We start from the raw sequence: 22745 nt of genomic DNA on the forward strand, positions 1-22745 counted from the left end.
CATACCACTATGGTTCTTACGCAACAAACACAGTGGAAACTTACATGCTCTTCAGCGGTGAAATGTTTCCATACCACTATGGTTCTTACGCAACCATTCTCACGGCTCAAGTTTCAGTATCAGACATACTGGGTTTCCATACCACTATGGTTCTTACGCAACGAAACTCCAGAACAGAAGAAGATCAGGGAGTTGGAGTTTCCATACCACTATGGTTCTCACGCAACAGGAACTACGGCCCGATGAAAAAGTAGGCGAAAAGACGTTTCCATACCACTATGGTTCTCACGCAACAGAAATGACTCTAAAGGTAATTGATGAAGACGGTGACGTTTCCATACCACTATGGTTCTCACGCAACCAGGAGCACGCCCCCAAGCCCCCCGGCGGCAAACCCACGTTTCCATACCACTATGGTTCTCACGCAACCATCACGCAACACCCGTTGACCGAAACCCGCATGAAAGTTTCCATACCACTATGGTTCTCACGCAACGAAGTAATAACCCCCCCCCCGATCACAAGGCGCCGCAGTTTCCATACCACTATGGTTCTCACGCAACCCGGATGGTTGATCACGTCGACGGGGATGATTGCTGTTTCCATACCACTATGGTTCTCACGCAACTGGTTGATGAGAACGGAGAGTATGTGATGATTTCTGAGTTTCCATACCACTATGGTTCTCACGCAACAAGTAACACCCACCAGGACGGTGGCGAATCAAGGGCGTTTCCATACCACTATGGTTCTCACGCAACTCGGTGAGAGAGGAAAGGGTTATCGCATCGACATGTTTCCATACCACTATGGTTCTCACGCAACAGACCGAACCAGACTACATGCATGTTAGACGTGTTGTTTCCATACCACTATGGTTCTCACGCAACTAGTTTATGATCAGGATTGTGTATTGGTAACCGTAAGGTTTCCATACCACTATGGTTCTCACGCAACTAGTAGAAGAGACTAGCTATTGTGTTATAACTATTGTGTTTCCATACCACTATGGTTCTCACGCAACGGGGAATGAGGAAGTGATCGAATGGTCCTAGTCTGTTTCCATACCACTATGGTTCTCACGCAACAAGAGTTTGAGGCCGAAAAGCTGAAGATTCTCGTTCGGTTTCCATACCACTATGGTTCTCACGCAACCATCGTCAAGGCGGGAACGATTGTCGGAGGGAACACGAGTTTCCATACCACTATGGTTCTCACGCAACCAGGGCCTCGATTCCAGTGCCGAGGACGTTGCAATCTGTTTCCATACCACTATGGTTCTCACGCAACTCAAGTAGCAAACCAAATCGTGTAATTGCCTATAATGTTTCCATACCACTATGGTTCTCACGCAACGGTTTGAGAGGAGGGATAGAACATGGATTGGAAAAGTTTCCATACCACTATGGTTCTCACGCAACCCACAAAACATAGGGAACTTTATCGAAAGTTTCATGTTTCCATACCACTATGGTTCTCACGCAACCAACTGCTTCCCCATCTATCAATCTCCACCTCCATTCCCGTTTCCATACCACTATGGTTCTCACGCAACGGAAGCTTCAAGTGAAGCTTCCTCGCCCCGGATCTGTTTCCATACCACTATGGTTCTCACGCAACCCTGCAAAAAATCCTGTACAGGAAGGAGGGGGTATGAGTTTCCATACCACTATGGTTCTCACGCAACAAGATACGATCAGGAATTCAAGGGCCTTGCGTTGTATTGTTTCCATACCACTATGGTTCTCACGCAACGATTAAGCTGAACATCGAGCTTATGAAGGCTCAGACGTTTCCATACCACTATGGTTCTCACGCAACGTAAAGAACGAAGCCGACGGCTTCCAGACTTCAATAGAGTTTCCATACCACTATGGTTCTCACGCAACCGGTTGACAGGTATAGCGGGGTTTATTAGTTATCATTGTTTCCATACCACTATGGTTCTCACGCAACTAAGTAAGAGTAATCATGAAACTTTACTGTTATCAATGTTTCCATACCACTATGGTTCTCACGCAACCGCTTTTATTACAAAGATATTATACAGGTTTTGGGGAGGCAGAATCAACCAACTGGGAAGATCTCGTAAGCGACATCGAATTTACATTTCGGCGATTCGCTTGGATTTGATTCTAGATGGACGCAGTGTGATGTGGAGGGAGAAGGCGTCGGTATCCTCTAAGGAAGAACGACCGTGAAGAATACCGGCGCGACACTCCCCAGCAGAAGCTTACAGAAGAAAAGCGCTCCCGATTTCGCTTTCAATCAAATGACCTATCCTCAGTCGAATCTGTGTAAACTGTATAATAATCATTCTAAATAGGCCTAGAAGTGTTATTAGGAAATGATTTCATAGGAAGATGGTATACGATCGATCCGACGAGGATTGGTAACGGAATTATTAACTCGGAAAAAGCTCTATGCAAGGACAACTCAATGCGATCAATGAAATAGGATAAATATACTCCTAAATTTGAGGTTCATAAAAATCGATTTTACGTAATGCGATCCGACAATAAGGATAACAAACTAAAATATATATCTTCGAATTCAAAAGACTTGTAGCCGTTTGATAAAATAGTTGGTCGTGTGTGTGAAATTGGGTATTTGAAATGATAATATTGCGAAGATATGAACCAAGATTGAGAAGGTGACTGCCGCTGAATAGCGGATCTTCAATACCCTCAAAAGCAAAAAGGCACACCGGCTTCGTTGACCAAGGTGTGCCCAGAAAAAGTCTTCAAGGAAAAGCCAATGTACGAATTGTTCAGATACTTATTCTTGCTTTTGTATAGTTCAAGGTAGCTTCGTGTTGCTCTGTTTTGATGTACCTTTTATATTCATCGTGATTTCTTAGTATCGTGGCTATTTTGAGGGGCTCTTCCCCGTGTCTTATATAGAATACTCTCACACCCTTGGCCGGAAACTTGTAGCACTGGGCATCACCAACATACTCATGAAGCTGATGCTCTGCTTCTGCCTCATTCCTGAGCATCTTTTTGATATATTCCAGATAGACTGGATCTTTGTCGATTACTTTCTGTGCTGAGTCGCTTAAGTAGATTTCAGGGTTCGAGACAGTGTATCTCCCCCAGAGAATTTTTCCAAAGTTCGAGAGATAGACAAGCCCATCTTCTTCAAGAAGTATTTGTGGGACAATTTTGGTGAAAAGCTCATTTCCAAATTCCTTCCTTGCTTCCTCGACAGGAACGCAGTCGTTATCGACTTTTTCGAAGAAAGAAGAATGTTTCTCCATTATCTCGAAGTCAAAGTTTATCGGGAAGGGAGGAAGCTCCAGCAAGTGAGGGGAGTTCTCGTAAAGGTAGAACACCCTGGAATCGAAAACTGCCGCAACGATTGTGGTGTACGGAATCAGTGATCTGTATCCTGAGGTGGCATTGAAGTAGTTGTCATATGACCATTGTTCGCCGTTATCAAATAGGCCAATAATTAGATCCACGTAATCTGCGATTCCCTTTTTGAAGGCCGTATTCGAATCGTCGGTCAAGCCTTCGACAACTCTTGTGATGACGTTGATTCCCCTGGATCTGTATAACTCAGTGAGAGCTTCCATGCATGCTTTAGATACATCAGTGTTGGTCGCTATGAAGATTAGCAAATCGTCTTTGTTTACGCCGAAGGTTCCGAGCCCGTTGATTTCTGGAGAGATCTTCTTAAGCTCGTCCTCGCTCATCTTTCTGAGATAGCTTACGATTGCTGAACTGCTGAGTTCACTGTCTGGGGAAGCATACATTTTCTTAAGGTTGAACCATATCGTTCCACCGACGTTTGTTATTACTCTTCTTTGTCTGCCCATGATTTGCTCTCCGGAAGCTCGACAACGTCACCTACGACATAAGGTTCTTTCTTCTGAGCGTCAATTCCTCTTCTGTCGACCGCGAATACTCTAGTGACATCGAGCATCTTAGATTCTAGAACCTCTGCAAATTCACCCGTTACGTATTGCAGGAAGGATGTTCCACCGGCGAGATTTACGGTTATTCTGGATCTGATGTCCACCGGGAAGTCCGAGCTCATTCTTCTCATGATGTCTTGAACCTCTTCAAATCCTGTGAATGGATCATTGAAGAGATAAGTGCTGATCTTCTCAATATCGAATCCGGCCTTCATGCATATCTCTGGAATGTTATCTTTACCTGCTTGCGAAGTTATGACTATTACTCTGTCAGGATTCAGCCTTTTAATGAGCGTGTACAGTACTCCCGGGGATGTGCCGAGAGGAGTAAGCAGTATTTTCTCTGTCAATGGTGTGACCTCCATTTTTATGGTTTTTATTGCGAATTGATTCAGGCCGGCACGGACGAACTCCTTGACTATGTCCTTCTTAACGCTATCTATGATTCTGATCAATGAATTCATGTCATTTTTGCTTTCTCTCTCTATATTGATACTCAGGCGGAGAGTGCCATCGGTGTTTCCAAATAGGCTCTTTTCCATGAAGAACCTTGGGTAAACGTAGTTCACCATATTGTGTTTTTCGAAGTGTGGAAACTGGACAGCCTTGAAAGAGATCTTTGACAGGAGCTTCAGCCAGTTTGGCATCGTGATCGTACCCTTGCATTCATCGATTCTCTTCCGAATCATTGGGTAGAGTGTATTCTTTTCTAGCTCACTTGCTTTGTTACTGATTGAGATTGCGAGATCTCTGTTCATTGACTTGTATTCAGAGGCTTCGAAGGACGCTCGCAGCTTGCCCACTTCACTCACGAGATCGGATACTTCATTCCTAATGAACGGTGAAATCTCCGTGTTGCTTTCGAGTTCCACAGCAAGCGCTTCGATCTCGGTTATTGTTCTCAAGACGCGTGTCTTGAAATAGTTTGGTTCTACGGTTCTGTCTGACTGAACATCCGTGCCGTCAATAAACTTTAGCCATCTCGCAGCCATTATCGTTAATTTCTGCCAGTTTTCGTCGGCGAAACTAGCCGCAACCACCTTATCGAGAGGTTCTGGTTCCATCGAAAGCATCCTCACAATATCCTTCAGCTTTCCGGGTTTTCCGGTAATGGGCATGTACTCTCTGTGGTATCTTGTCACCAGTTTCACGGCAGTCTTTATGTTGTCCCAAGTGTTTTTATTACATGAGTCTGTGTCAAATGAGTTTTGCTTATCATCGAATAGCCTAAATCTATCATCATCTTCCAGCATCTGATATGAGAGCTCATGATGAAGATCTCTTACTACGCATGGAAGACTATCTAGAGGCAATATGCGACCGTCTCCAAGTTCGTAGGTTAGTTTTGTGTGACCCAGATCATGAACATTCATCGCAATTGCCAACACGAAATAGAACTCGTTTCGCAGTTGCTTTGGGATACCGTTGAGAAAGTTTTCTTCGCCGATAGTATTTATGAGATTGACAGTAAATTCCATAAGCCTTTTACTATGGCGCTGAGAATGTTCAACGGTCTCGGGTATCTGATCGCCTATCCATTGCAGGGACCAGACTTCTCGAATCATTTTCCGGAGGTAGTTCTTGTAGTTTTCCGTACAACTGTAATCATTATCTAGAAGCTTCAAGAAGTCTTCGCCGTACCCGAAGGGAAGGCCTCTAGCTTTTCTATATTTGCTTTCAATGACGTTTAGCGGTAGAGAACTCGTAAGATAGTCTTCATTGCTGCTTGCGGTATACAGATTTCTGAAAGTCTCCGGGAGCGAGCAATACTCTGAGTATTTCAGATGATTTCTTTCGAAACTATGTGTTGTGTTCCTAATAAGAATAGAATTGAATGCAGCCAGCGCTTCGTCAATTGCTCCAAAATCCCAGCTTGCTGGAACGGGTGGGAATTTCGCAAGACTGACTTCTCCTTCGAAGATGTAGAAGAAGGGTAGATTGTTAAAAATACAGTATAGTGAAGCCATAATACCCGGATACTTTTGACCACCCGTAACGTCAATCAGAATTTCCTTGTTTGGGTATTCTTCTCGGATTCTGTCAAGGATATTCCAGATCTCAGTGAAGGCTCTTGAAAGACTCTCTATGTTATCACCTGTGTAATACATTGGCCTTTTGTGGACATCAATACCATACTTGCTGAAAGCATTTTCTGTAAGTGCCTTAAGAAAGCCATAGATTGCCGGTTCGTCTTCTCTCGAAAAACCTTCTGGCCTATCCGGAAATACAATGTACTCTACATCTGATATTGAATATCCCGTATTCAATATGTGCTGGATACTATCGGTCTCTGCGGCTAGGAAACGAATGTCATTGTAAGAGCACGGATTCTTCAGTACTTCGTTCAGATCACAACTAATTTCTTCATCGTCGTTGCGCTTTTTCTTAAATCTAAGTACCCTGTACTCTTTTTCTTTCCGAAATCCTTCGCGTTCGTATTCGTTTCTAAGGTTGCCAAGCTTGTTGAAGAAAGAATTACCCTGCAATGCCACAACGATTTGCTCCGGCTTTAGCCTGTTTTCGACATACTGGATGATTTTGAATGCGCTGCTCTCTTCGTGATGTTTGGCAAGTGTCTTGTTCTCATATTTCTTTGATTCTTCCTCTGTCAGACCAGTAAGATCTTTCAGAAATTTCCATGAGGCAGTCTCTTCAGAGATGACAGTCTTGTCTTCGTTCCCGTCGCTCATCTCGATCTCAACTAGATACTGGCAATCGCACTTCCATTTCTCGAGAAATTCATCCAGAATCACTTCTTTGATTCCTTTGTTCTTAGGTTCGAGGTAATGCCTTATCTTTACCACGAAGGGAAGTGTTTCCAGGTTCTTGAGATCTACTTCTGTTGGGTCGAGCGAATACTCTCTTTCGATTCTGTCTTTCGAATCCGAGGAACGCTTCTTATAAGTCTGAGTCCACACATGGCGCATTCCGGTCTTTTCCGGAACAATCTCTAGACGGACCCGTTCCTCTTCATTTTCTTCACGCATGATATACCACTGAATAATGCCTGTTTTTCTTTCTGCCTCTTCCTTAAAAGCAGCAATTGCCTTTTCGTGTGAAGTTCTGTCTAGCAGAAACTTCTCTTCTTTTTCAAGTTTTTCTGACATCAAGCGGCCTCCATTTTCTGAAAGAAACGGGGCGGGATTTCCGCCCCGTTAATAAATTCTACCAAGAAAGTAATTCTCAATGAAATCCCATCTCTGGCTGTCATCGAGCTTCATGGTGAAGAAATCGCGCATAATCTGCTCTTCCCTATCGATTCTTCTTCGGATATCTCTAGTTATCTCACAGTAGTAGTTCTTGAAGTTATTCAGAATGTAATTTCTGTCTGTGCATTTCAAGTGAACAGCGCAGCTTTCGCCACCGCTGAACTTGACGTTTGCCATTCCCAGGATGTCCAGAATGTTGAGTAGACTGGTAATTACTTCTGTGTGTTCGTCCTGACCGTTTAGATAGAGTCTGCAAATTCCTTCTTCACAGGGCTCAAGTAGCTCTTCGAGCTTGTTCAACCATCTGTCCTTTGTTATGTTGGGGATGTTCTGGACCGTATAGATGTAGTTCCCAATTTCTCCCCGACATTTGAACAGGCCTGTCTGAAATCTATCACCGTTATAAGAAACGAAGTTGTTCTTCACGATATTTCTTATCTTTATATCCAGATCCTGCACACCTGTGAGAAGAGATGCCGACTTCACCTTCGAAATGATCCCGTCGAAGAGGCTCTTCTCATCCATCTGCTTTCTTGCAGAATCTAGGGCAAACTCGCCCAGAATCTCAATGAATCTTGTGAGTTGCTGTTTTATACTGTCCATATCCTTGATAACTGACATCTCGACAGCAATTTTCGGGATTACCGGTTTTCCTAGAATCTTCGACGGAAATCTCATGAACTGCCAGACGAGCTTTCTAAGATTTCTGTCCCTATATAGCCTAGCCCAGAGGGCAGAGATATCTATCTTGTAAACGGCTCCAACGGATCTGATCTCCTCGTTATGGAAAAAGCCCTTTCTCGAATAGCCGGCAGATTCTCTAGATATTTCCGGGAAGGATTTCATGAGCTCTTCGGCGTCATCGTTGCTGGCGGTGAAGTAAAGATACTGATAGGTTTCTCCCTTTCTAATTAGAATCTGTTTCCCCGTCTTGTTTTCAAGGTCTTTCTGAATGAGGAAGATGGCGACTCTAGCCTTATCCCTTATTGTTTCCTCATTGTACTTGTCTTTTCCGGTAATGAGGAGATATCTGATGTCGTCCAGGGAGAGAACAATCTCTCCGTTCTTGCTCTGCCTTATCAGTGTACCGATGTGCTCCATTATGTGTCTCATCTTCCACTGTTCCGGAACGGATATTTTGGAGAGTTTCAGGCTATCTGAAAGGTCTTTCGTATGGAAGTGAGTTGAAGCCACTGAAGGCCTTCCATCTCTTCCTGCTCTGCCGATTTCCTGGACATAATCCGCCATGATAGAGGGAACACTGTGGTGAAAGACTTCATCTATATCTGGAATATCTACTCCCATCCCAAAAGCTTTGGTCGCGATTACCGTTCTGTAGATACCCTTCCTGAAGAGCTCCTGGGTGAGGCGACGTTCCTGGGTCTCGGTCGGTCCCGTATATCTGCCGACTTTGTTGCGGCACTCTTCGAGATCGGCTATGGCATTGTATATGTTGTGAGCCTGACCGACAAAGGGACAGTAGATAATGCTCTTCTTTCCCGACTCGACAAGGTCGATTGCATAATCAATACTGTCTGACAACTTTTGTGCCGTTCTGCAGTCTTTAGAATGTTGATTCAATTCGAAACTGTCGATCTTAAACTTGATATTGTCCCTTCGAACATTTGTCATGACAGTCTTTGGATTTTTCAGACAGAGAAGCTTGCTTATTTCAGATATTGTATTCAGTTCGCCTCCGGAGATGGCCGTGGCGGTAGTGGCCATCACCGGAAAGCTGAGCCTAGATCTAAGGAATCGAAGATCTTCTCCCAGATATCCATAGTCCACTCTGAAGGTCTTGCCCCAAGTTGTAACTAGATGAGCCTCATCTACTACAAGAAGACCGATAGACCTTTCACCGATAATTGAAGATAGAGAGTTTCCCACGAAGGTTTCAGGAGAAACATACAGAATGGTGATCTCTCCCTTTCTTACTCTTTGAGTGAGTTCACTTTTCTCGTCAAAACTCAGGTCTGAATTCAAAAAGGCAGCCCCGTTCTCAAAGTATCTTTCGATAAGCCCATTGACCTGATCTTCCATTAGAGCCTTCAGAGGAGTAATGACTACCGTGAGTCTATCCAGATCTCTCTTCAGAATCTTCGCAGTAAGCTGATAGATAAGGGACTTTCCAGACCCGGTCGAAGCAACAAAGAATAGATCGGAGGGGTCTTGCCTGTAGTTCTGATCGATCAGATATCTGATCAACTCTTCCTGGCTGACAAGATAATTGCCCGTTTTTCCATAGACTTCATACTCTTTGAATGAATCGAATCCAAAATGTTCCTTCAATTCATTCTTGAGATCTATGCTTCTCGCTTCTTCGCCGGGGCAGTATCCTGTAAAGTCTATTACTTCAACTTCTCTGCCAATAGCCCTAAGCATAGAGACTTCTCTATCCACTTCACTCAGCACACTTTCGGCTGGAGAACTCACAATAATTACTTCGTGATTAGAGTTACCGCTTAGAAGCGATATACCGGCTTCGGTAAGGAATGATTCCAGATTCTTATCGAGGCGGATGCCAGTGCATTTTCTACCCGCTGTGTGACTGAGAAGCTGATCGAGAGTGTTCGCTTCGATAGGAGTAATTCTTTCGAACAGAGAAATAGTCTCAGTCTCTGGGAAATCTTTGACAGAAATGAACTGTCCGTCGATATCTAGGAGAGGCATCAGTTCATCTGAGATATTCTCCCTTGTGCCGATTGAAACTCTCTCTCCACAATCAACAGCAACCACTTTTCCGAAGTAGCTTTCAAACAACGGAGCGTACTTCTTTATTACGACGTATAGCCATTCAGTGATTACAACCGGAGAGTCGTTGAAATGATCTGCTACTGAAAGAAGCCCTTTGAGCGATTTGATTGTCTGATACCATTCGAAATCGAGATTCATGTCATTCGAGATAGTTTTGAATTCACCTTCAGAAATGCACTTAAGCGTTTCTTTCTTTGCATTTTTCAGGACGACAGTCTTCGCGCCGAGAGTTGTAGCGTGTTTAACTCTTGAACTCAACAGTGTTTTCAATGGTTCGAATTCATTCAAATAATCACCTCCAGTTTTTTCATGCGGAGTTAAGTGAGCAGTTTTTTGAAGCGGGAAATAGAATCGAATAAAAAGCATGTATGAAGCGTTTCAGAAGAATTTACAGCGAAATAGAAATACGAATTAGCAGTGCGCTACCCCAAAGTATATAATCACACTTTTTTGGGAGGTGGATCCAAGGTGTTATTTGGAGAGTGCAAAAGGCTAGAAAATAGACCAGTTTTTATGAGGGGAGCTCCGAGTATAGATAACTGAAAGGCACTGAATCAATAAAGACGGAATTGCGACCTTCTTCAGACCTTGTTTACCTTCTGATTCATTCAATATTACGGACAATTCCGGTTAGCTTCCAAATGTGGTTTTCATACAATTTCAAGAGCAAGGCCTATTAATTTTTCTTTTTCCGAAACTTTTCTAATCAAATCCTCATCATTTGCCTTTTGAGCTATCTCAGCAGCATAAAAAAACTCTTCAATTTCAAAGAGGTAGGTGCTTAGGTCAGAATACATTTCATATTTACACATAAGCGTGATAGCCTTTTCGAGGTCACTTTCTTTACTTGATTCTTTATATTGTTTTAGGAGATTTTTCGCTCTCTCAGTTGCAGTGTTCAGTAACTCTCCGTAGTCAATACTTGTTCTTCCATATTCTATTAGTTCATTTATGGCGTCAACGAGATCCATCTCTACACTTGCCTTTCCGTGACCATCCAGTCTTGTGTCAGTCAAGAAGAGTGAGAAGATCTCTTCATCTGCTGGAGCCTCCTCTGTAAAGATAGTGAGGAGCATGTATTTTGCCCTGGTAATCGACGTGTAAAGTTTCTCGTGGAGAGTTTTGACTTCTATATTACCCATTTCATGAGGGTTGACCAATATTACGTTGCTGAATTCGAGGCCTTTTATCTCTGAGATCAAGAACGGATAGATTTGTCTGTCGTCACAGTCATCAAAACGGTCTTGAAATTCAAGTTTCATTTTCTGGTTCGGGAGGAGAACGGCTATCATCACCTTGTTTGAGTTATCAATACTATTCTTCAGGTTAAATACAAGACTATCTAGATTGGTCGATCTTGACACAATAGGCTTCTGATAAGGCAATACCGGTTCAGTCAGTGGGTCAGAATCCTTCGTAGCTATCCTGAACACCTTAGCCAGAAGGAAGATATCGCGGGTGTTCCTGTAAACCTCTTTGAGCGAGTAATCTTTTGCATTGTCGAAGTATCGAGTGATGAATTCCTTTCGCGATAAACGGCCTAGAACCTGCTGGTTGTAGTCACAAGCAATGATATAACTAGCTGGATTACAGCTGGCCAGATACTTCAGCTCGATTTCTGTTAAGTCCTGAGCTTCATCGACAAGAAGAAGATATTTGCTGAGGTCCCTGGGAGTCTGCAGAGCTCCCACCATAACTTCCCAGGGCAGCAACAGATCTTTGTGATCATGTGTCTTTAAATCTTCTGCCTTCTTCGATAGTTTTCGCAGAGTATTGTCGACAACATCTGCTAATCCTTCAAGTGGAGCATCTGTAAAGCCACACTTCTTTAGGAGATAAATGGTCTTATTTCTATCGTCATTATCAGTAGTACCTTCTAGATTCACAGTCTTCACAGAATAAAGCAACCTTGAGAAGGCCTCTATGAACTCATGTGAGCCTCTTTCTGGTAGATGACTTTTCAGAATAGGCTCGAACTCCCTGCTAATAGGTATTTCCTTGATAAGTGAACCCAAGTTATGAAACGATTTTGCAAGGCCAGGAACAAGATCCTGAATGGTTGTGAATTCAGTCGGTATTTTGCTTTCACATTTTGTTCTGTTGTAGTGACTCTCCCATTGCTTCAAAAGGTTTTTGCTGCATGAAACATACATAGCATTGCTTATGCTGTCTTCACTGCTAGTAATAGTAGGGTCTTCCCTAAACATGGCTCTAAAAAGCAAAAGGGATTTTCCGGTGCCTGCGGGTCCTTCGATGATGTAGTTTGAACCCTTACTGAAGGAGTCCCGAATTATTGCCTTTTGAGTGGGCGACAACTCATATTTGATTTCGCGGAGGTTCTCCAGTAGTTCATCTATCGATTGAGAAGGATCGAATCTAAACATACGGATAGGAATCGAAGAATGACTTGCGAAGATTTTGAAATTATCTCCGTTTTCAAGCTTGAGTTCAACCAGCTTCTCACGAAGCTTTTCCTCAAAGAAACGTAAATGACGCCCTTTCCTGAAAGCATTATTTGCCTTCTTGTATGATTTGTCGTGTTCATCCACAAAATAAAGAATTGATGTGGATCTTTCCTTGTCAACAATGAACTGCGCTCTATTGCCACTTTGATGTCTGTATGCATAGTAAGTGTACATGTCTTCACTATAAAGAAACTCAACTTTACCGTCCTTAACTGGGCCTTCGCCTGTGTCTATGTGCCTCCAGAAGTCTTCCCACAAATTCTTCAAGTTGATTCCTAGCTGGTTTGCTCTTTCAACAGCGGTTTCAACACTGAAGAATCTTGCCGTTTTCACCATAGAAATGCAACCGCCAGATTCGCTGCCAATGAAACAAGGCAGATAAGCGCCCATAACTTGCTTCTATGAGAATGTTTATCGCTCTTCGAAAGCTGAGCTTGAATCGTTTCTTCACTCGCCCTCTTTTTACACTCCAGTTCTAAAGTTTCTTTAGAGAGCTTCTCAAAGAATTCTTTAACTTTATTGTTAATCGCTTCTTCTGCCTGGTTGAACTCCTGCTCAAAGTTCTGCTGAGCGATTTTTAAATTCTTATTTTCTGAATCCAGAGCCAATAGCAAGTTGTTCATGCTGGCAAGTCTATCTCCAATACTCTTATCAAAATCTCTGACCTGATTAAGGTGGTTTTCAAATGACTTAAGATCGAATCCTCTGGTTTTCGAGATTATTGAAATTAGTTTCTCAAGAGATTCTGTATCCGATGAATTGAAGAAGAGTCGAAGCTCTTGCCGTACTTTATTGAAAGAATCTCTGCAACTAATTACATCAGACTCGAACTCCTCAAGGAGTTTCTTCTGATTATCAACGTTTGAAAGCTCTTTTCTGAGTGAAACCATGGCCTCTTGTAAATCTTTGACATTAGCTTCAGCCTTGAGAGCCTCCGAATCAATCTCACTAAGCTCTGTACGGATATCACCAACTCTTTTGATGATGTCCTTCGATTCTTTTTTTGTCTCACTGAGGAGATCCTTCATTTTCAAATACTCTTCCCTAAATCCCTCATAAAAGGCTTTTGCTTCCTTCAAGTTCTGCATTAGTTTTGTTTCGGCCACTAACTTCACCTCCTTCAGTTATCGATACTAAGAAAACAGCGGCTTTCGCCGCTGTCAATTACCTAGCTTCTTTCTCAACTTCTCGAAGGGATTGTAAGTAGCTGGACCACTAACTGGCCTATTAGGGGCGTTCCCTCTTCTATTACCACTTTGCTTAGTTGCTTTACCATTATTAGATCCATCTGAATGAGTGAAGGCCTTAGCCGATTCCAGATACTTCAATTCCCTCGACAGGTATCCAAGAAAGCTAGGGATATCTTCACTCGAAAGCTTACCGGTTTTAGACAACTCTTTGATCTTGTCAATAATTGTGCCAAGATTATCTCCTGAACCATCAGTTCTCATTTTTCTATATTGATTCAGGTCCAGTTTCTTTGCTTCATCAAATCCGAATTTCTTTGAGATCTCCAAAAGTATTTTGGCTGACCTGGATAGATCTGCTTTGTTAGCTCTAAAAAGCATATTTGCAGTTTCGGCTGCAAGTTCAATTAACGATGTACTATCCCTCTTCAAGCTGCAACACCTTCTTTGAGTCATCAATGATTTTGTCAAGATTTGCGACTATATCACTATCTCCTGTGATACTTTGAAGATAGACATCGGCACATTCATCAACGAGTTTTGTGAGCTCTTCTCCAGAAATTGGAATTTCGCTCACAGCACTTATCTTCAAGAAGTTTTCTGGTCTTAAGGTCACACTTCCAAAGCCTATGTTCTTGCCTCTTCCTAGCTTTACTGAAAAGCGCTTTCGTGATACTCCCATTGCAACTAACAAGAGACCGAATTCCTTCCTGGTAAGTCCTTTCACAGTTACTTCGAATTGAAAACTGCTGCCGGGTTCTATCACTTCGTAGTTTGAGGTTTTCTGACCGGTTTCTGATAGAGTATGGGAGTAAATTTTGCCCGTATTTGGCAGAGTTGCTTTTCCCTTCCATTGAGAAGGACCGGAAACAACAGTTGTTTTCAAGCTACGTTCGTTAACAAGAACGTCGTCGAACTGGACTCTACCGAGTTTTCCAAGTGTTCCAAACATTGAACAGACAATACAAAGTCTATCGCTGCATGAAGCTGTTCCGCTTCCAGCACATGAATTAGAAAGGAACTCCGCGTACGTACGTAAAGCCCCTTTGAGCGACGCCCCAGGAATCAGTACTCTTGTCCCTTCTCTCGACAATACATTAGTGATTTTTCCCTCTTTCATCAAGAGATCTCCCTGAGTGAAGCAAGTATATGATTTTGTGACCGCTCCAATTCTCAAGATACCATTAAGTCGATCAGAGCAAAATGAGTCAATGTGAGAAAACTCTTGGGAACTGATGTGAGCACTAAGCTTGGGAATCTTCAGTCTTAAATATCCTTTTGGAGAGTCATTATAATCTGTCATCAGGTTCCTCCTCTACTCTGATATACCTCATACCACCAGGCATCGAAAGGTCTCTGACAAACTTTATTACGGGATTAGAAAATGGTATCTTTTTCCTGATACCGGCATTAAGAAAAACAATCCCTTGATTGCTGTTCTTTTCATCGCTGATGTAGATATCTCCGTAGAACCACACAAAATCTAGATGCTCATTGAAAGCTCTGAAGTAGAAATTGTAGTCGAAACTATCATGCAGTTTATTGAACAGCTCTACACTTTCATCGGGGGTCATTTTGTCAAGATGAAGAGCCCTGTAGTCGTTAAAGATCACATAGAACAAGTCTTCTGTGCTTTTTAATCTTTCGAGATACTCAAGTCTATCATTCAACTGTCTCACCACGCTCTTGAAAGAGTGGAGTTGACGTCTGCTTCAAATTTCTCCAAGGCCTCGCCTGAGAACTCAAAGCTGTATGGTGGAAATGTGTCCGAAGAATGGAACACACTCATAGGGTCGTCGATGAATCCTCTAGCTGAATCAAATGAGGAGAAGACTATTTTATCCCTCAGTTTTGATAGGCATGATATCTTTTCAATCGTTAGGTGAACATGGCCAAAGCCTCTTGATTTCTGCCCACCAGCTTTTTGATAACCATGATTAATATGTGCAAAAGTTTTTAACAGCAGAGCGAGCTGCCACTTTTCTGGATTCTTAAGGAATATGCTTCCAAAAAATTGGCCGCCGGAGAGACACTCAATGTCATAAAGTGCTCTATTTGCTACCGAACCTGACTTCCTGTCAATCTTTATTCCATGTCTGATATTTAAGTACTTCTCGATGTCGGTAACCGCTTTCATTTTTTCTTCTCGAGTATTCTCCGGCTTGTAAGGAAAGAGGTCATCGAATCTGACGATCGATCCAACTGCAGTTGAGCCGAACATTTTGCATGAATAACAGGAATTCCGGTATCTTAGCAGACCATCATTCTCTCTTTCAAGAGTACCCCTGTTGATTTCCTTCTTCCCACAGTCAGCACCCCTTTGATGAGAGAAGCCGCATACTTCTTTTGACAGCGCCTTTAATATGCTTTCTATATGGCTTCTGAAAACTCCCTTCATTGAACTTCCGGGAACATAAATAGAGTAACCGTAAGGTGTGTTAATCCTTACGAACGGATTGTCAGGAGCTGTCGGATCTGGTGAATCTCCGCCAGCTCGTATTACAAACGCTGTTTTTGGCTCGAGTGAATAGTCGATCTTTATATGGCTCCTAAGTTCTCCAAAGAGTGTACTCATACTATAACCTCCGCTATATGGTTTCTAGCAGCGATTCTCATATTTTCGATCTCAGGATCTGAAAGTCTGACTGCGCCGCCTTCTTTCAAAATACTCTCTTTGTCAATCTTGTGTATGTTGAAAGACAGCTTCACTCTTCCAAGACCAGCTGACTTTTTTCCGCCAAGTCTGATAAATCCCTCATTCATAAGATCGATGATCATCAATACATATCCAACCTGATAATCATCAACGTTCTCGAGCAATATCTCTCCGGCGAAAACCGTTCCAGGATTCACAACTTCAAAATCGTACTTCCTACCACCTGCAGCATTTTCAGTATCTCTTCTTATCATCACTCCATCTCTGATTGACGTAAAACTCTCGCCTGGCTCACCCTTCCTTATGGCGTCACTTATGTAAATGTGAGAAGAAATCGACTGTGAACCGAAGAGGGAGCATACTTCGCAACTCTGTTCAATATCTTTGTACAATTTCTCGTTTGAGGAATCTTTTGAGCTATAACTGCACGTTGAATTTGTGCTGTCACAAACATAGAGACCTCTCATTCGTAGTATCGCTTCCAAGTTTGACCTAAAGACCCCTTTAAGAGATGCTCCGGGAATCACTGCATTTCCATCGGGCATTCGCATTATTGCGTTATCTGAATCGAGGGGTGAGATTGATTGATTACCAACTCCAATATGAAGAGGAGTGATGAGCTCTATTTGTATGTCTAGAGTATATCGATTGATAAAAGTATCAAAGAATCTCATCTTCTCCCTCCCCTTTCAGCGGCAACAAACTTCGCAAACCTTGCCATGTAACCGAAGTAATATGAAATGGCTTCGAGAGTTTCTTCTTTAGCAAACTCCTTTATCTTTTCTACCTCTTTCATGAGTCCTTTTCTGAAAGGAAAAGTGTCCCTTCCAATCTGGTACTTCAGGTAGTTTTCAAATTCCTCGACGCAAGATGACTGCTTTGCGATTTCGCAAAACTTACGAAGCTGCGTATCAGTATCAGTTCTGGACCCACCGCTCTGATAATATTCCTCTGCCATAGTAACCAGCTTTCTCTTTTGATCAGCACTGATCATATCTATTCCTCCTTCACTTATAGATAACGAACTGACCGTATCCAGACCCGGTGAACTTTCCCAAACCTTTTATATATAGCTCCTCAACAGTCTCAACGGATTCTTCAACTGACAAATCGGTGTCGTAGATAAGAACCGTTCCTGCAGAAACGACATTTTGGAAAGGTTTAAGATTGTTGGAGGCTGAAGACCATCCCGAGGTATGAGAAGTCTTCAATAGGCTCAATGTGAGTTTGAACTCATTACCAAGCAGCATCTCTATATTCTCGCCTTTCCGAAGTATGAGATCCGAGGTTAGCAGAATCGGAACATACGTACGATCTTTTCCCGAAACAGCTATCTGAATACTGTCATTGAAACTTCTTATTTCTGCTGACAAATCGATAGTATATTTTTTGATTTCTACAACTCTTACAAGTCCAAATCCTCTGGTCTTTGAATTGCCAATGTATAGCCAATCTTCATTAAGCATACTCAGAAGAGATTCCGACTCGGATCTGAAGAGTCCCGACATTTTATTATGGAAATACGTATTGTAAGTTCTCAGGGATCCGTCCTTTGCACTTCGTAACTTACTGTCAAGCGACACCTGAGTTGACGTATCACCTTTTCCTGAATCAAAAACACCAGTTCCTAGGACATACCATTTTCCGGCCCGGTCGAGTCTCTTACCGTTTCTAGCGTTTTTTACCGACAATTTCTTGCCTCTACTATTCTCAATGCTGGATATTAGTATAGTCCTCAGTTGATCGAATATTTCGTCAGAGTCTTCAGAATACTTCGCCCTAAGAATCGAGTCCGGGGAGGGATATGCAATAGCATCGTCTATCATTGGATAAAGGTTGGGAAACTTCACCCTTTCTAGTAGAAATATCTCTTTAAAATCCTTGGTGTCTTTCGACAATCGTGCCGCATATGCTCCTCTAAGTGTAGATCCCGGGATGTATTTGGCAGAGTTATACAGGTAAGACTTAGTTTTTTCCGAGGTGACCAGAAAAGGCTCCATTGGTTCGCATATTATCTGTGCTACTCTTGCTTGGGGAATATTCTTTATGCTGCTTTTCTCCACTTTGCCAGTTAGTCTGATGTCTATGAAACCGTAGCCGGCCGACTTCTTTGAACCGAGTTTCTTTGTGAGAGAGAGTAAGAGTAAAAGAATCCTCTCCTCGCTAGAAGTCAAGGGTGAAACGGTAAATACTTTTCCCTGGAACTTCACTCCAGTATTCACAGCACGTACCTTAAACAGCTTCTTTTGGCACACTGTCCTTGTCTTCCTATCCATAGAAATATGGGTGCGCTCAATAAAAAGGTTTGAATCACCTGGAGTCTTAACCGATAATTCAGTGAAGATGAGCTTTCCCTGATTTTCAGAATCACCAAAAAGAGAATTGATTTCATTTACGTATTCGCTTAGCATAGGCGAGACTTCTCTCAATGCTCCCTTAATGGCTGAACCTGGTATTATCGGAAGGTTTTTCTTCATTGCAATGTCCTTTGACCAGACATCGCTTCCCGAGCTTGAGCCAATAAGAAGAGGCGATTTGGTCTCGACTTCGATGTTGTATATCACGCTCTCACCCCATTCTGTAATGACATCGCTTTACTGAGTTCCATTAAAGTCAACACTTTACTTTCAATCTCTTCTTCTGAAGTGTCACCTATTAGGAAATACTTGTTTATCATTTCTACGATATTCATTTCTAAGTCGTGAGATTTTTCTCCATGAGCGTAGAAATATCTCATGTTCAGTTTCGCAACCAAAGGATCATCTGCCATGCACGAAATTATCTTCTGAAGGAGGTTTGAAAACTTCTTGGGATCATCTATTCTTATGATTCGAAGAATCTCCTCAAACTCACTCATCGGAAATCCTTTTCCCAAAGTCTCCTTTACCCTGTGACTAACACCAGGAGCTGTGAAAAAATGCTCCTGGATAGGATTGAGAGAATTTTGAAGCAGCATTCTGAATGCAACATAATTCCCCGGATTAGAGTAATTAGCCTTGTATGCAGCTTTTTTGGCTGATTTTAGCAATTCCTCAACTACTTCAAAAACGAATTTTACAGGAAGCTTCTTAGGAACGAGTGCCATTCCACAGCAGAAACCTATTCCGAGTTCTTTGAAACCCTTTTCGATATTCTTGGTAAGAGTTTTGTATACTGCGAATAGCTTTGCTGCAGGTACGAAGAGGAGTAAATCGTCTCCTCCGATTATTGGAGTCGAATAAGTGCCTTCTAACTTGTTTTCTACAATTGCTTTTTTCAGCGATTCTGAAACACATCGTTCAATTGCCTGGCTCTTCTCTCTATAATCTCTTTCGTCACGGATCTTCGAGTAAAGATTTCCCAAATTATTGCCATCGATATAAATGACGCCGAACAGGTTATTTTGCGATTCAGGATCCTCAGTCACATCGATATCGTTTATAGAAACTGCCATCTTTCTATTCTTGATCAATTCATTAGCAAGGTCTCTCTTTTCTTTGCATACCGGGCAAATATAATGGACCTCATCGTAAGATTCAATTAATTTTATCTGTGCGGCTTCTCTTGAACAGAACTCACATCTTTGTATTTCTTCTGTCAGAAGAAAGCTTTTGAATATCTCTTCGTTTCTTCTTTCTCTAAGTTTTGCAGATAGCCACTCAAAAAGATCAGAGAATTCTCCTGTACCCGTTAAGTCCTTAAGATCTTCTATCGGTGTTCCATTCCCGCGTTTCTTAAGACCATATATTAACTCATAAGGCTCAAGATTGACTCGCGACACAATCAACTTAGCTCCGGGGACATTCTTTGAGAAACTCTCGTTCAGCCAATCGGTAATGATTTTGCTATCCTCTACACTGCATATAAGTAACCCAGTTCCACCTGCGGCAATAACTACATGCGAACCCAATTTCTCGAGTTCCTCTGTTGCAAGACTATCGAATCTGCTCAAAGCATTGCTTGCACCAAACATCCCTCTGAAATCCGATGTAGAGAAGATGTACCTTTTTATTGAGGGAACATCGTACGAAAGAACACAGATTTTGGGAAGCGATTCATCTCTGTTATCCAGCCTCCTCCTAAGTTCTTCGTCCGTAGATCCTGTGCATTTTGCGAGTATTCTAATCACCGCTTCTTTGTCAAACAAACTCAAATTCATATCCCTCCAATCTAAGAGAGTCTTCAGAGCAAATATCTGTTGATAACTTCAACCGCTTTTTCTAGTTCATATGGATTTCTAGCTGTCGTTCGAATTTCCATGTACAATGTTCCGCCTCTAGTACTGTATCTTGCCTTAATGATTTCGCCGAACTGCTTGCAGACGAATTCATTTCTGTCGAATCTTTGGCTCGAGCCCCTCACCAATACTTCTTCGATGAATGGAATGGATAGCAGCTTGTCTATGAATGATTGATTGTCCGAAATCATCTTGTTTGAATGGGCTTCTTTGTAGCTCTTCTTTAGTCTGTTCTCGATCGGTACAGTGCTATCCTTAAGACTCGCTTCAACATCCAGCTTTCCAAGACTTAGTCTGCAAGCTTGGACAAAAACCTCGCCCATCGGACTCAGCGAAAGCATATGGCCTGCTGAGTCTTGCTCACGGTCTATAAGAAGTTTGATTTCTGCAGGAAGCGTACTGAAGTTGATCCCGTAATCGTACTCTCTTTCCAGATCTTTCTCGTTTATGACGGAATTCATTTCCAGAGTGTCGAGAAGGCCTTTGTTCTCTAGCCAAAGCTCAACATCCAGAGACAGAGGCATTGGTGGCAGCTTTATAACGCCATCAAATGTCTCGAAGCGGTAATAAACTGGGATCTTAACCCCCATCCCGAAAGCTAGAGAGAGCGCGATCTGAGCCTTGTATCCTCCTGTAGCGTTGATAAGTAGATTATCCATGTGATGTTTGTATATCTCGGCAATTCTCTTCACTAGATTACGTAAGCCTTTGTTCTGGAAATCGTCTGGCCTTGAGTCATCAAGATCGGATATTGCATTTACGGAGACATTTTTGAAGCTCATATCTTTCGAGCAATCAAAGAATAATTTGAGAGCGCCACCGATCTTCTTGCCTTCTTCGGTATCCGAGGTAAGGAAATATAAGTAGTCTCTCGAAGACAAAACTGACTGAGAAAGTATGGACGCTAGAGAGTTAATCTCAGCTCCAAACTCGCGATTCCCGATCGGGTCATTCAAGTTAAGGAGACGATCAGCAATTCCACTCGAAGTCATATTGCACAGTTTTCTCAAGCTTGCTCCGACTGTGCAGATAATCGTGTTTATGATGGTTTCCCCCTGTCTTCCCTCAAAGTGCAATCCCCTATAAAAGCCGAAGTCAGAATGGAAATTAAATTCCTTATGAACGAATTATATCAGTTACTTTGTGGATATCCAAAGGTCATTCTAGCTATTCTCATAGAATTTGCGTTTCTTTGGCCTTGTCAAGGCCAATAATTTCCTTCTTGTAATCATTTGACAGGCTCGAGCTGAATATTATAACTGAGTCCTCTTGCGTGTTCATGAGTCTTTTCAGTCCAGACTTCACTTTCTTAAGCTCTGCGTAAGTCAACTCTCCCTCAAAGACGGAATTCTGGATCCAGTTCAGGTAACGGCGGAGATACTTCAGCACCTTTGCTACTCTCTTCTCGTTCACATCATACACAAGTATTATCCACATTTAGCCCCCATGAGTAATAGATCCTGGTAGAAAGACCTCCATTCAATTCGGACTATTTTGAGTAAGAAGTGAAGTAGGTATTGTCCCTTCCATGAGTTGAGAACTATCATAGGATTGTCCAGGAGCATATGTTTAAAGCCATATTCTTGCAATACTGGACTTTTTACATACTAAAAATCTTGTCCGTGATCTTCTTCGCGATTACTGTGTTTCCGTTATCCATCTCTCTGCTCGTTGTTGCGGTAGCTTTGACTGTTAGAAATAACGCACATGCACCTGCTACAATGACAGCACAGGTATGTACTGCAGAGCGGATATTTTTGCACTTCTCTTCAAATGAGAGTTTGACCGACATACTTTCACCACCTTTCTCCTATAAGTTGACTATTCCAAGTTTCATAATCACACTTTTTGTGTAGATTTGCTTTTTGGCAATCGCGTTTCATTCTTCCGACGCTTCTATCTCCTTATCTGTGAGGCTGTGTTTAACTGACGTGGCTTCAAGTCATGTGGGTACACAAGGAATGAGCTGGGATAGTTTAAGATCATTCTCCTTTGCTTTTTGCATTTGTTGCGACCCGCTTTTTCTTAAGAGTTTTGAGCTGAGAAGACTTCTTTTTCCATGAATTGAAAGAGTTTATTGCTTCGAATCTCGAGTCTGAAAAAAGAAATCAAGAATCACGTTTGAGCACTAAATTGTCTATTAAGCTCTTTAATAAATGCTTTTAGCCATTTCTAGATGCAAGTGAAGACTTTCTAACGCGAAAAAATCAACGCGCAAGTCGTACGCAACCAATGTGCAATCCATACGCACTTTCAACCCACTATGCTGATTGCACATAATTCCCTTCCGAAAAGGGATAGCATTAATTAAACTGAAGTTCCCGAACTAGATAAAGGAG

16 protein-coding genes and 1 CRISPR repeat array are annotated in these 22745 nt (G+C 42.3%); all 16 genes read right to left on the bottom strand.

The genetic code is table 11. The features are described from left to right. The first annotated feature begins 64 nt into the window (after positions 1-64). Positions 65-2023: a CRISPR direct-repeat array (repeat unit 30 nt; unit sequence GTTTCCATACCACTATGGTTCTCACGCAAC). Between the two features lie 747 nt (positions 2024-2770). The 16 genes from BG32_RS03430 to BG32_RS03505 all read right to left on the bottom strand — a co-directional run bounded on the left by BG32_RS03430 (position 2771) and on the right by BG32_RS03505 (position 22198). Beyond that, positions 2771-3820, bottom strand: a complete 1050-nt coding sequence (locus BG32_RS03430) for a CRISPR-associated protein (protein ID WP_121526381.1) — start codon at positions 3818-3820, stop codon at positions 2771-2773. Beyond that, complete coding sequence (locus BG32_RS03435; protein WP_121526382.1) at positions 3799-7026, bottom strand: hypothetical protein; 3228 nt, start codon at positions 7024-7026, stop codon at positions 3799-3801. The genes BG32_RS03430 and BG32_RS03435 overlap by 22 nt, the downstream gene beginning before the upstream one ends. Positions 7027-7074: 48 nt before the next feature. Further along, entirely contained in the window at positions 7075-10170 is a 3096-nt protein-coding gene (locus BG32_RS03440) for a helicase-related protein (RefSeq protein ID WP_121526383.1), read from the bottom strand. A gap of 362 nt (positions 10171-10532) precedes the next feature. Then, positions 10533-12683 (bottom strand): hypothetical protein, encoded by a 2151-nt coding sequence (locus BG32_RS03445; protein WP_121526384.1) that lies wholly within the window; start codon positions 12681-12683, stop codon positions 10533-10535. Then, positions 12677-13453: a hypothetical protein gene (locus BG32_RS03450; RefSeq protein ID WP_006489344.1), complete on the bottom strand. Its 777-nt coding sequence runs from the start codon at positions 13451-13453 to the stop codon at positions 12677-12679. The genes BG32_RS03445 and BG32_RS03450 overlap by 7 nt, the downstream gene beginning before the upstream one ends. A gap of 54 nt (positions 13454-13507) precedes the next feature. Further along, entirely contained in the window at positions 13508-13966 is a 459-nt protein-coding gene (locus BG32_RS03455; RefSeq protein WP_006489342.1) for a hypothetical protein, read from the bottom strand. After that, a complete protein-coding gene (locus BG32_RS03460; protein ID WP_183084274.1) occupies positions 13953-14654 on the bottom strand; it encodes an RAMP superfamily CRISPR-associated protein in 702 nt (233 codons plus the stop codon). The genes BG32_RS03455 and BG32_RS03460 overlap by 14 nt, the downstream gene beginning before the upstream one ends. Before the next feature lie 169 nt (positions 14655-14823). Beyond that, on the bottom strand, positions 14824-15204 hold the full coding sequence (locus BG32_RS03465; RefSeq protein ID WP_039882437.1) for a hypothetical protein: 381 nt from the start codon (positions 15202-15204) through the stop codon (positions 14824-14826). Positions 15205-15209: 5 nt separating this feature from the next. Beyond that, positions 15210-16109, bottom strand: coding sequence for an RAMP superfamily CRISPR-associated protein (locus tag BG32_RS03470; RefSeq protein ID WP_006489336.1), 900 nt, complete (start codon positions 16107-16109; stop codon positions 15210-15212). Continuing rightward, positions 16106-16864 (bottom strand): CRISPR-associated RAMP protein Csx7, encoded by a 759-nt coding sequence (gene csx7, locus BG32_RS03475; protein ID WP_121526386.1) that lies wholly within the window; start codon positions 16862-16864, stop codon positions 16106-16108. The genes BG32_RS03470 and csx7 overlap by 4 nt, the downstream gene beginning before the upstream one ends. Next, positions 16861-17184: a hypothetical protein gene (locus BG32_RS03480; RefSeq protein ID WP_006489332.1), complete on the bottom strand. Its 324-nt coding sequence runs from the start codon at positions 17182-17184 to the stop codon at positions 16861-16863. Before BG32_RS03480 ends, csx7 begins: the two co-directional genes overlap by 4 nt. A 13-nt stretch (positions 17185-17197) precedes the next feature. Further along, positions 17198-18754: an RAMP superfamily CRISPR-associated protein gene (locus BG32_RS03485; RefSeq protein ID WP_121526387.1), complete on the bottom strand. Its 1557-nt coding sequence runs from the start codon at positions 18752-18754 to the stop codon at positions 17198-17200. Then, a complete protein-coding gene (locus BG32_RS03490; protein ID WP_147434813.1) occupies positions 18751-20328 on the bottom strand; it encodes a Cas10/Cmr2 second palm domain-containing protein in 1578 nt (525 codons plus the stop codon). The genes BG32_RS03485 and BG32_RS03490 overlap by 4 nt, the downstream gene beginning before the upstream one ends. Positions 20329-20351: 23 nt before the next feature. Beyond that, a complete protein-coding gene (locus tag BG32_RS03495; RefSeq protein WP_259459480.1) occupies positions 20352-21482 on the bottom strand; it encodes a CRISPR-associated protein in 1131 nt (376 codons plus the stop codon). Between the two features lie 97 nt (positions 21483-21579). Continuing rightward, complete coding sequence (cas2, locus tag BG32_RS03500) at positions 21580-21843, bottom strand: CRISPR-associated endonuclease Cas2 (protein WP_006489328.1); 264 nt, start codon at positions 21841-21843, stop codon at positions 21580-21582. Positions 21844-22006: 163 nt separating this feature from the next. Further along, on the bottom strand, positions 22007-22198 hold the full coding sequence (locus BG32_RS03505; protein ID WP_039882435.1) for a hypothetical protein: 192 nt from the start codon (positions 22196-22198) through the stop codon (positions 22007-22009). Positions 22199-22745: the final 547 nt, after the last annotated feature.

The organism is Mesotoga sp. HF07.pep.5.2.highcov, assembly GCF_003666285.1.
GTDB lineage: Bacteria > Thermotogota > Thermotogae > Petrotogales > Kosmotogaceae > Mesotoga > Mesotoga prima.

What these genes read in the sequence shown, in the direction of transcription:
- BG32_RS03460 (WP_183084274.1), bottom strand. Translation starts at nt 14,654, where the DNA reads ATGAAAGAGGGAAAAATCACTAATGTATTGTCGAGAGAAGGGACAAGA.
- BG32_RS03430 (WP_121526381.1), bottom strand. Translation starts at nt 3,820, where the DNA reads ATGGGCAGACAAAGAAGAGTAATAACAAACGTCGGTGGAACGATATGG.
- BG32_RS03470 (WP_006489336.1), bottom strand. Translation starts at nt 16,109, where the DNA reads ATGAGTACACTCTTTGGAGAACTTAGGAGCCATATAAAGATCGACTAT.
- BG32_RS03505 (WP_039882435.1), bottom strand. Translation starts at nt 22,198, where the DNA reads ATGTCGGTCAAACTCTCATTTGAAGAGAAGTGCAAAAATATCCGCTCT.
- csx7 (WP_121526386.1), bottom strand. Translation starts at nt 16,864, where the DNA reads ATGAGATTCTTTGATACTTTTATCAATCGATATACTCTAGACATACAA.
- cas2 (WP_006489328.1), bottom strand. Translation starts at nt 21,843, where the DNA reads ATGTGGATAATACTTGTGTATGATGTGAACGAGAAGAGAGTAGCAAAG.
- BG32_RS03445 (WP_121526384.1), bottom strand. Translation starts at nt 12,683, where the DNA reads ATGGTGAAAACGGCAAGATTCTTCAGTGTTGAAACCGCTGTTGAAAGA.
- BG32_RS03435 (WP_121526382.1), bottom strand. Translation starts at nt 7,026, where the DNA reads ATGTCAGAAAAACTTGAAAAAGAAGAGAAGTTTCTGCTAGACAGAACT.
- BG32_RS03480 (WP_006489332.1), bottom strand. Translation starts at nt 17,184, where the DNA reads ATGATCAGTGCTGATCAAAAGAGAAAGCTGGTTACTATGGCAGAGGAA.
- BG32_RS03490 (WP_147434813.1), bottom strand. Translation starts at nt 20,328, where the DNA reads ATGAATTTGAGTTTGTTTGACAAAGAAGCGGTGATTAGAATACTCGCA.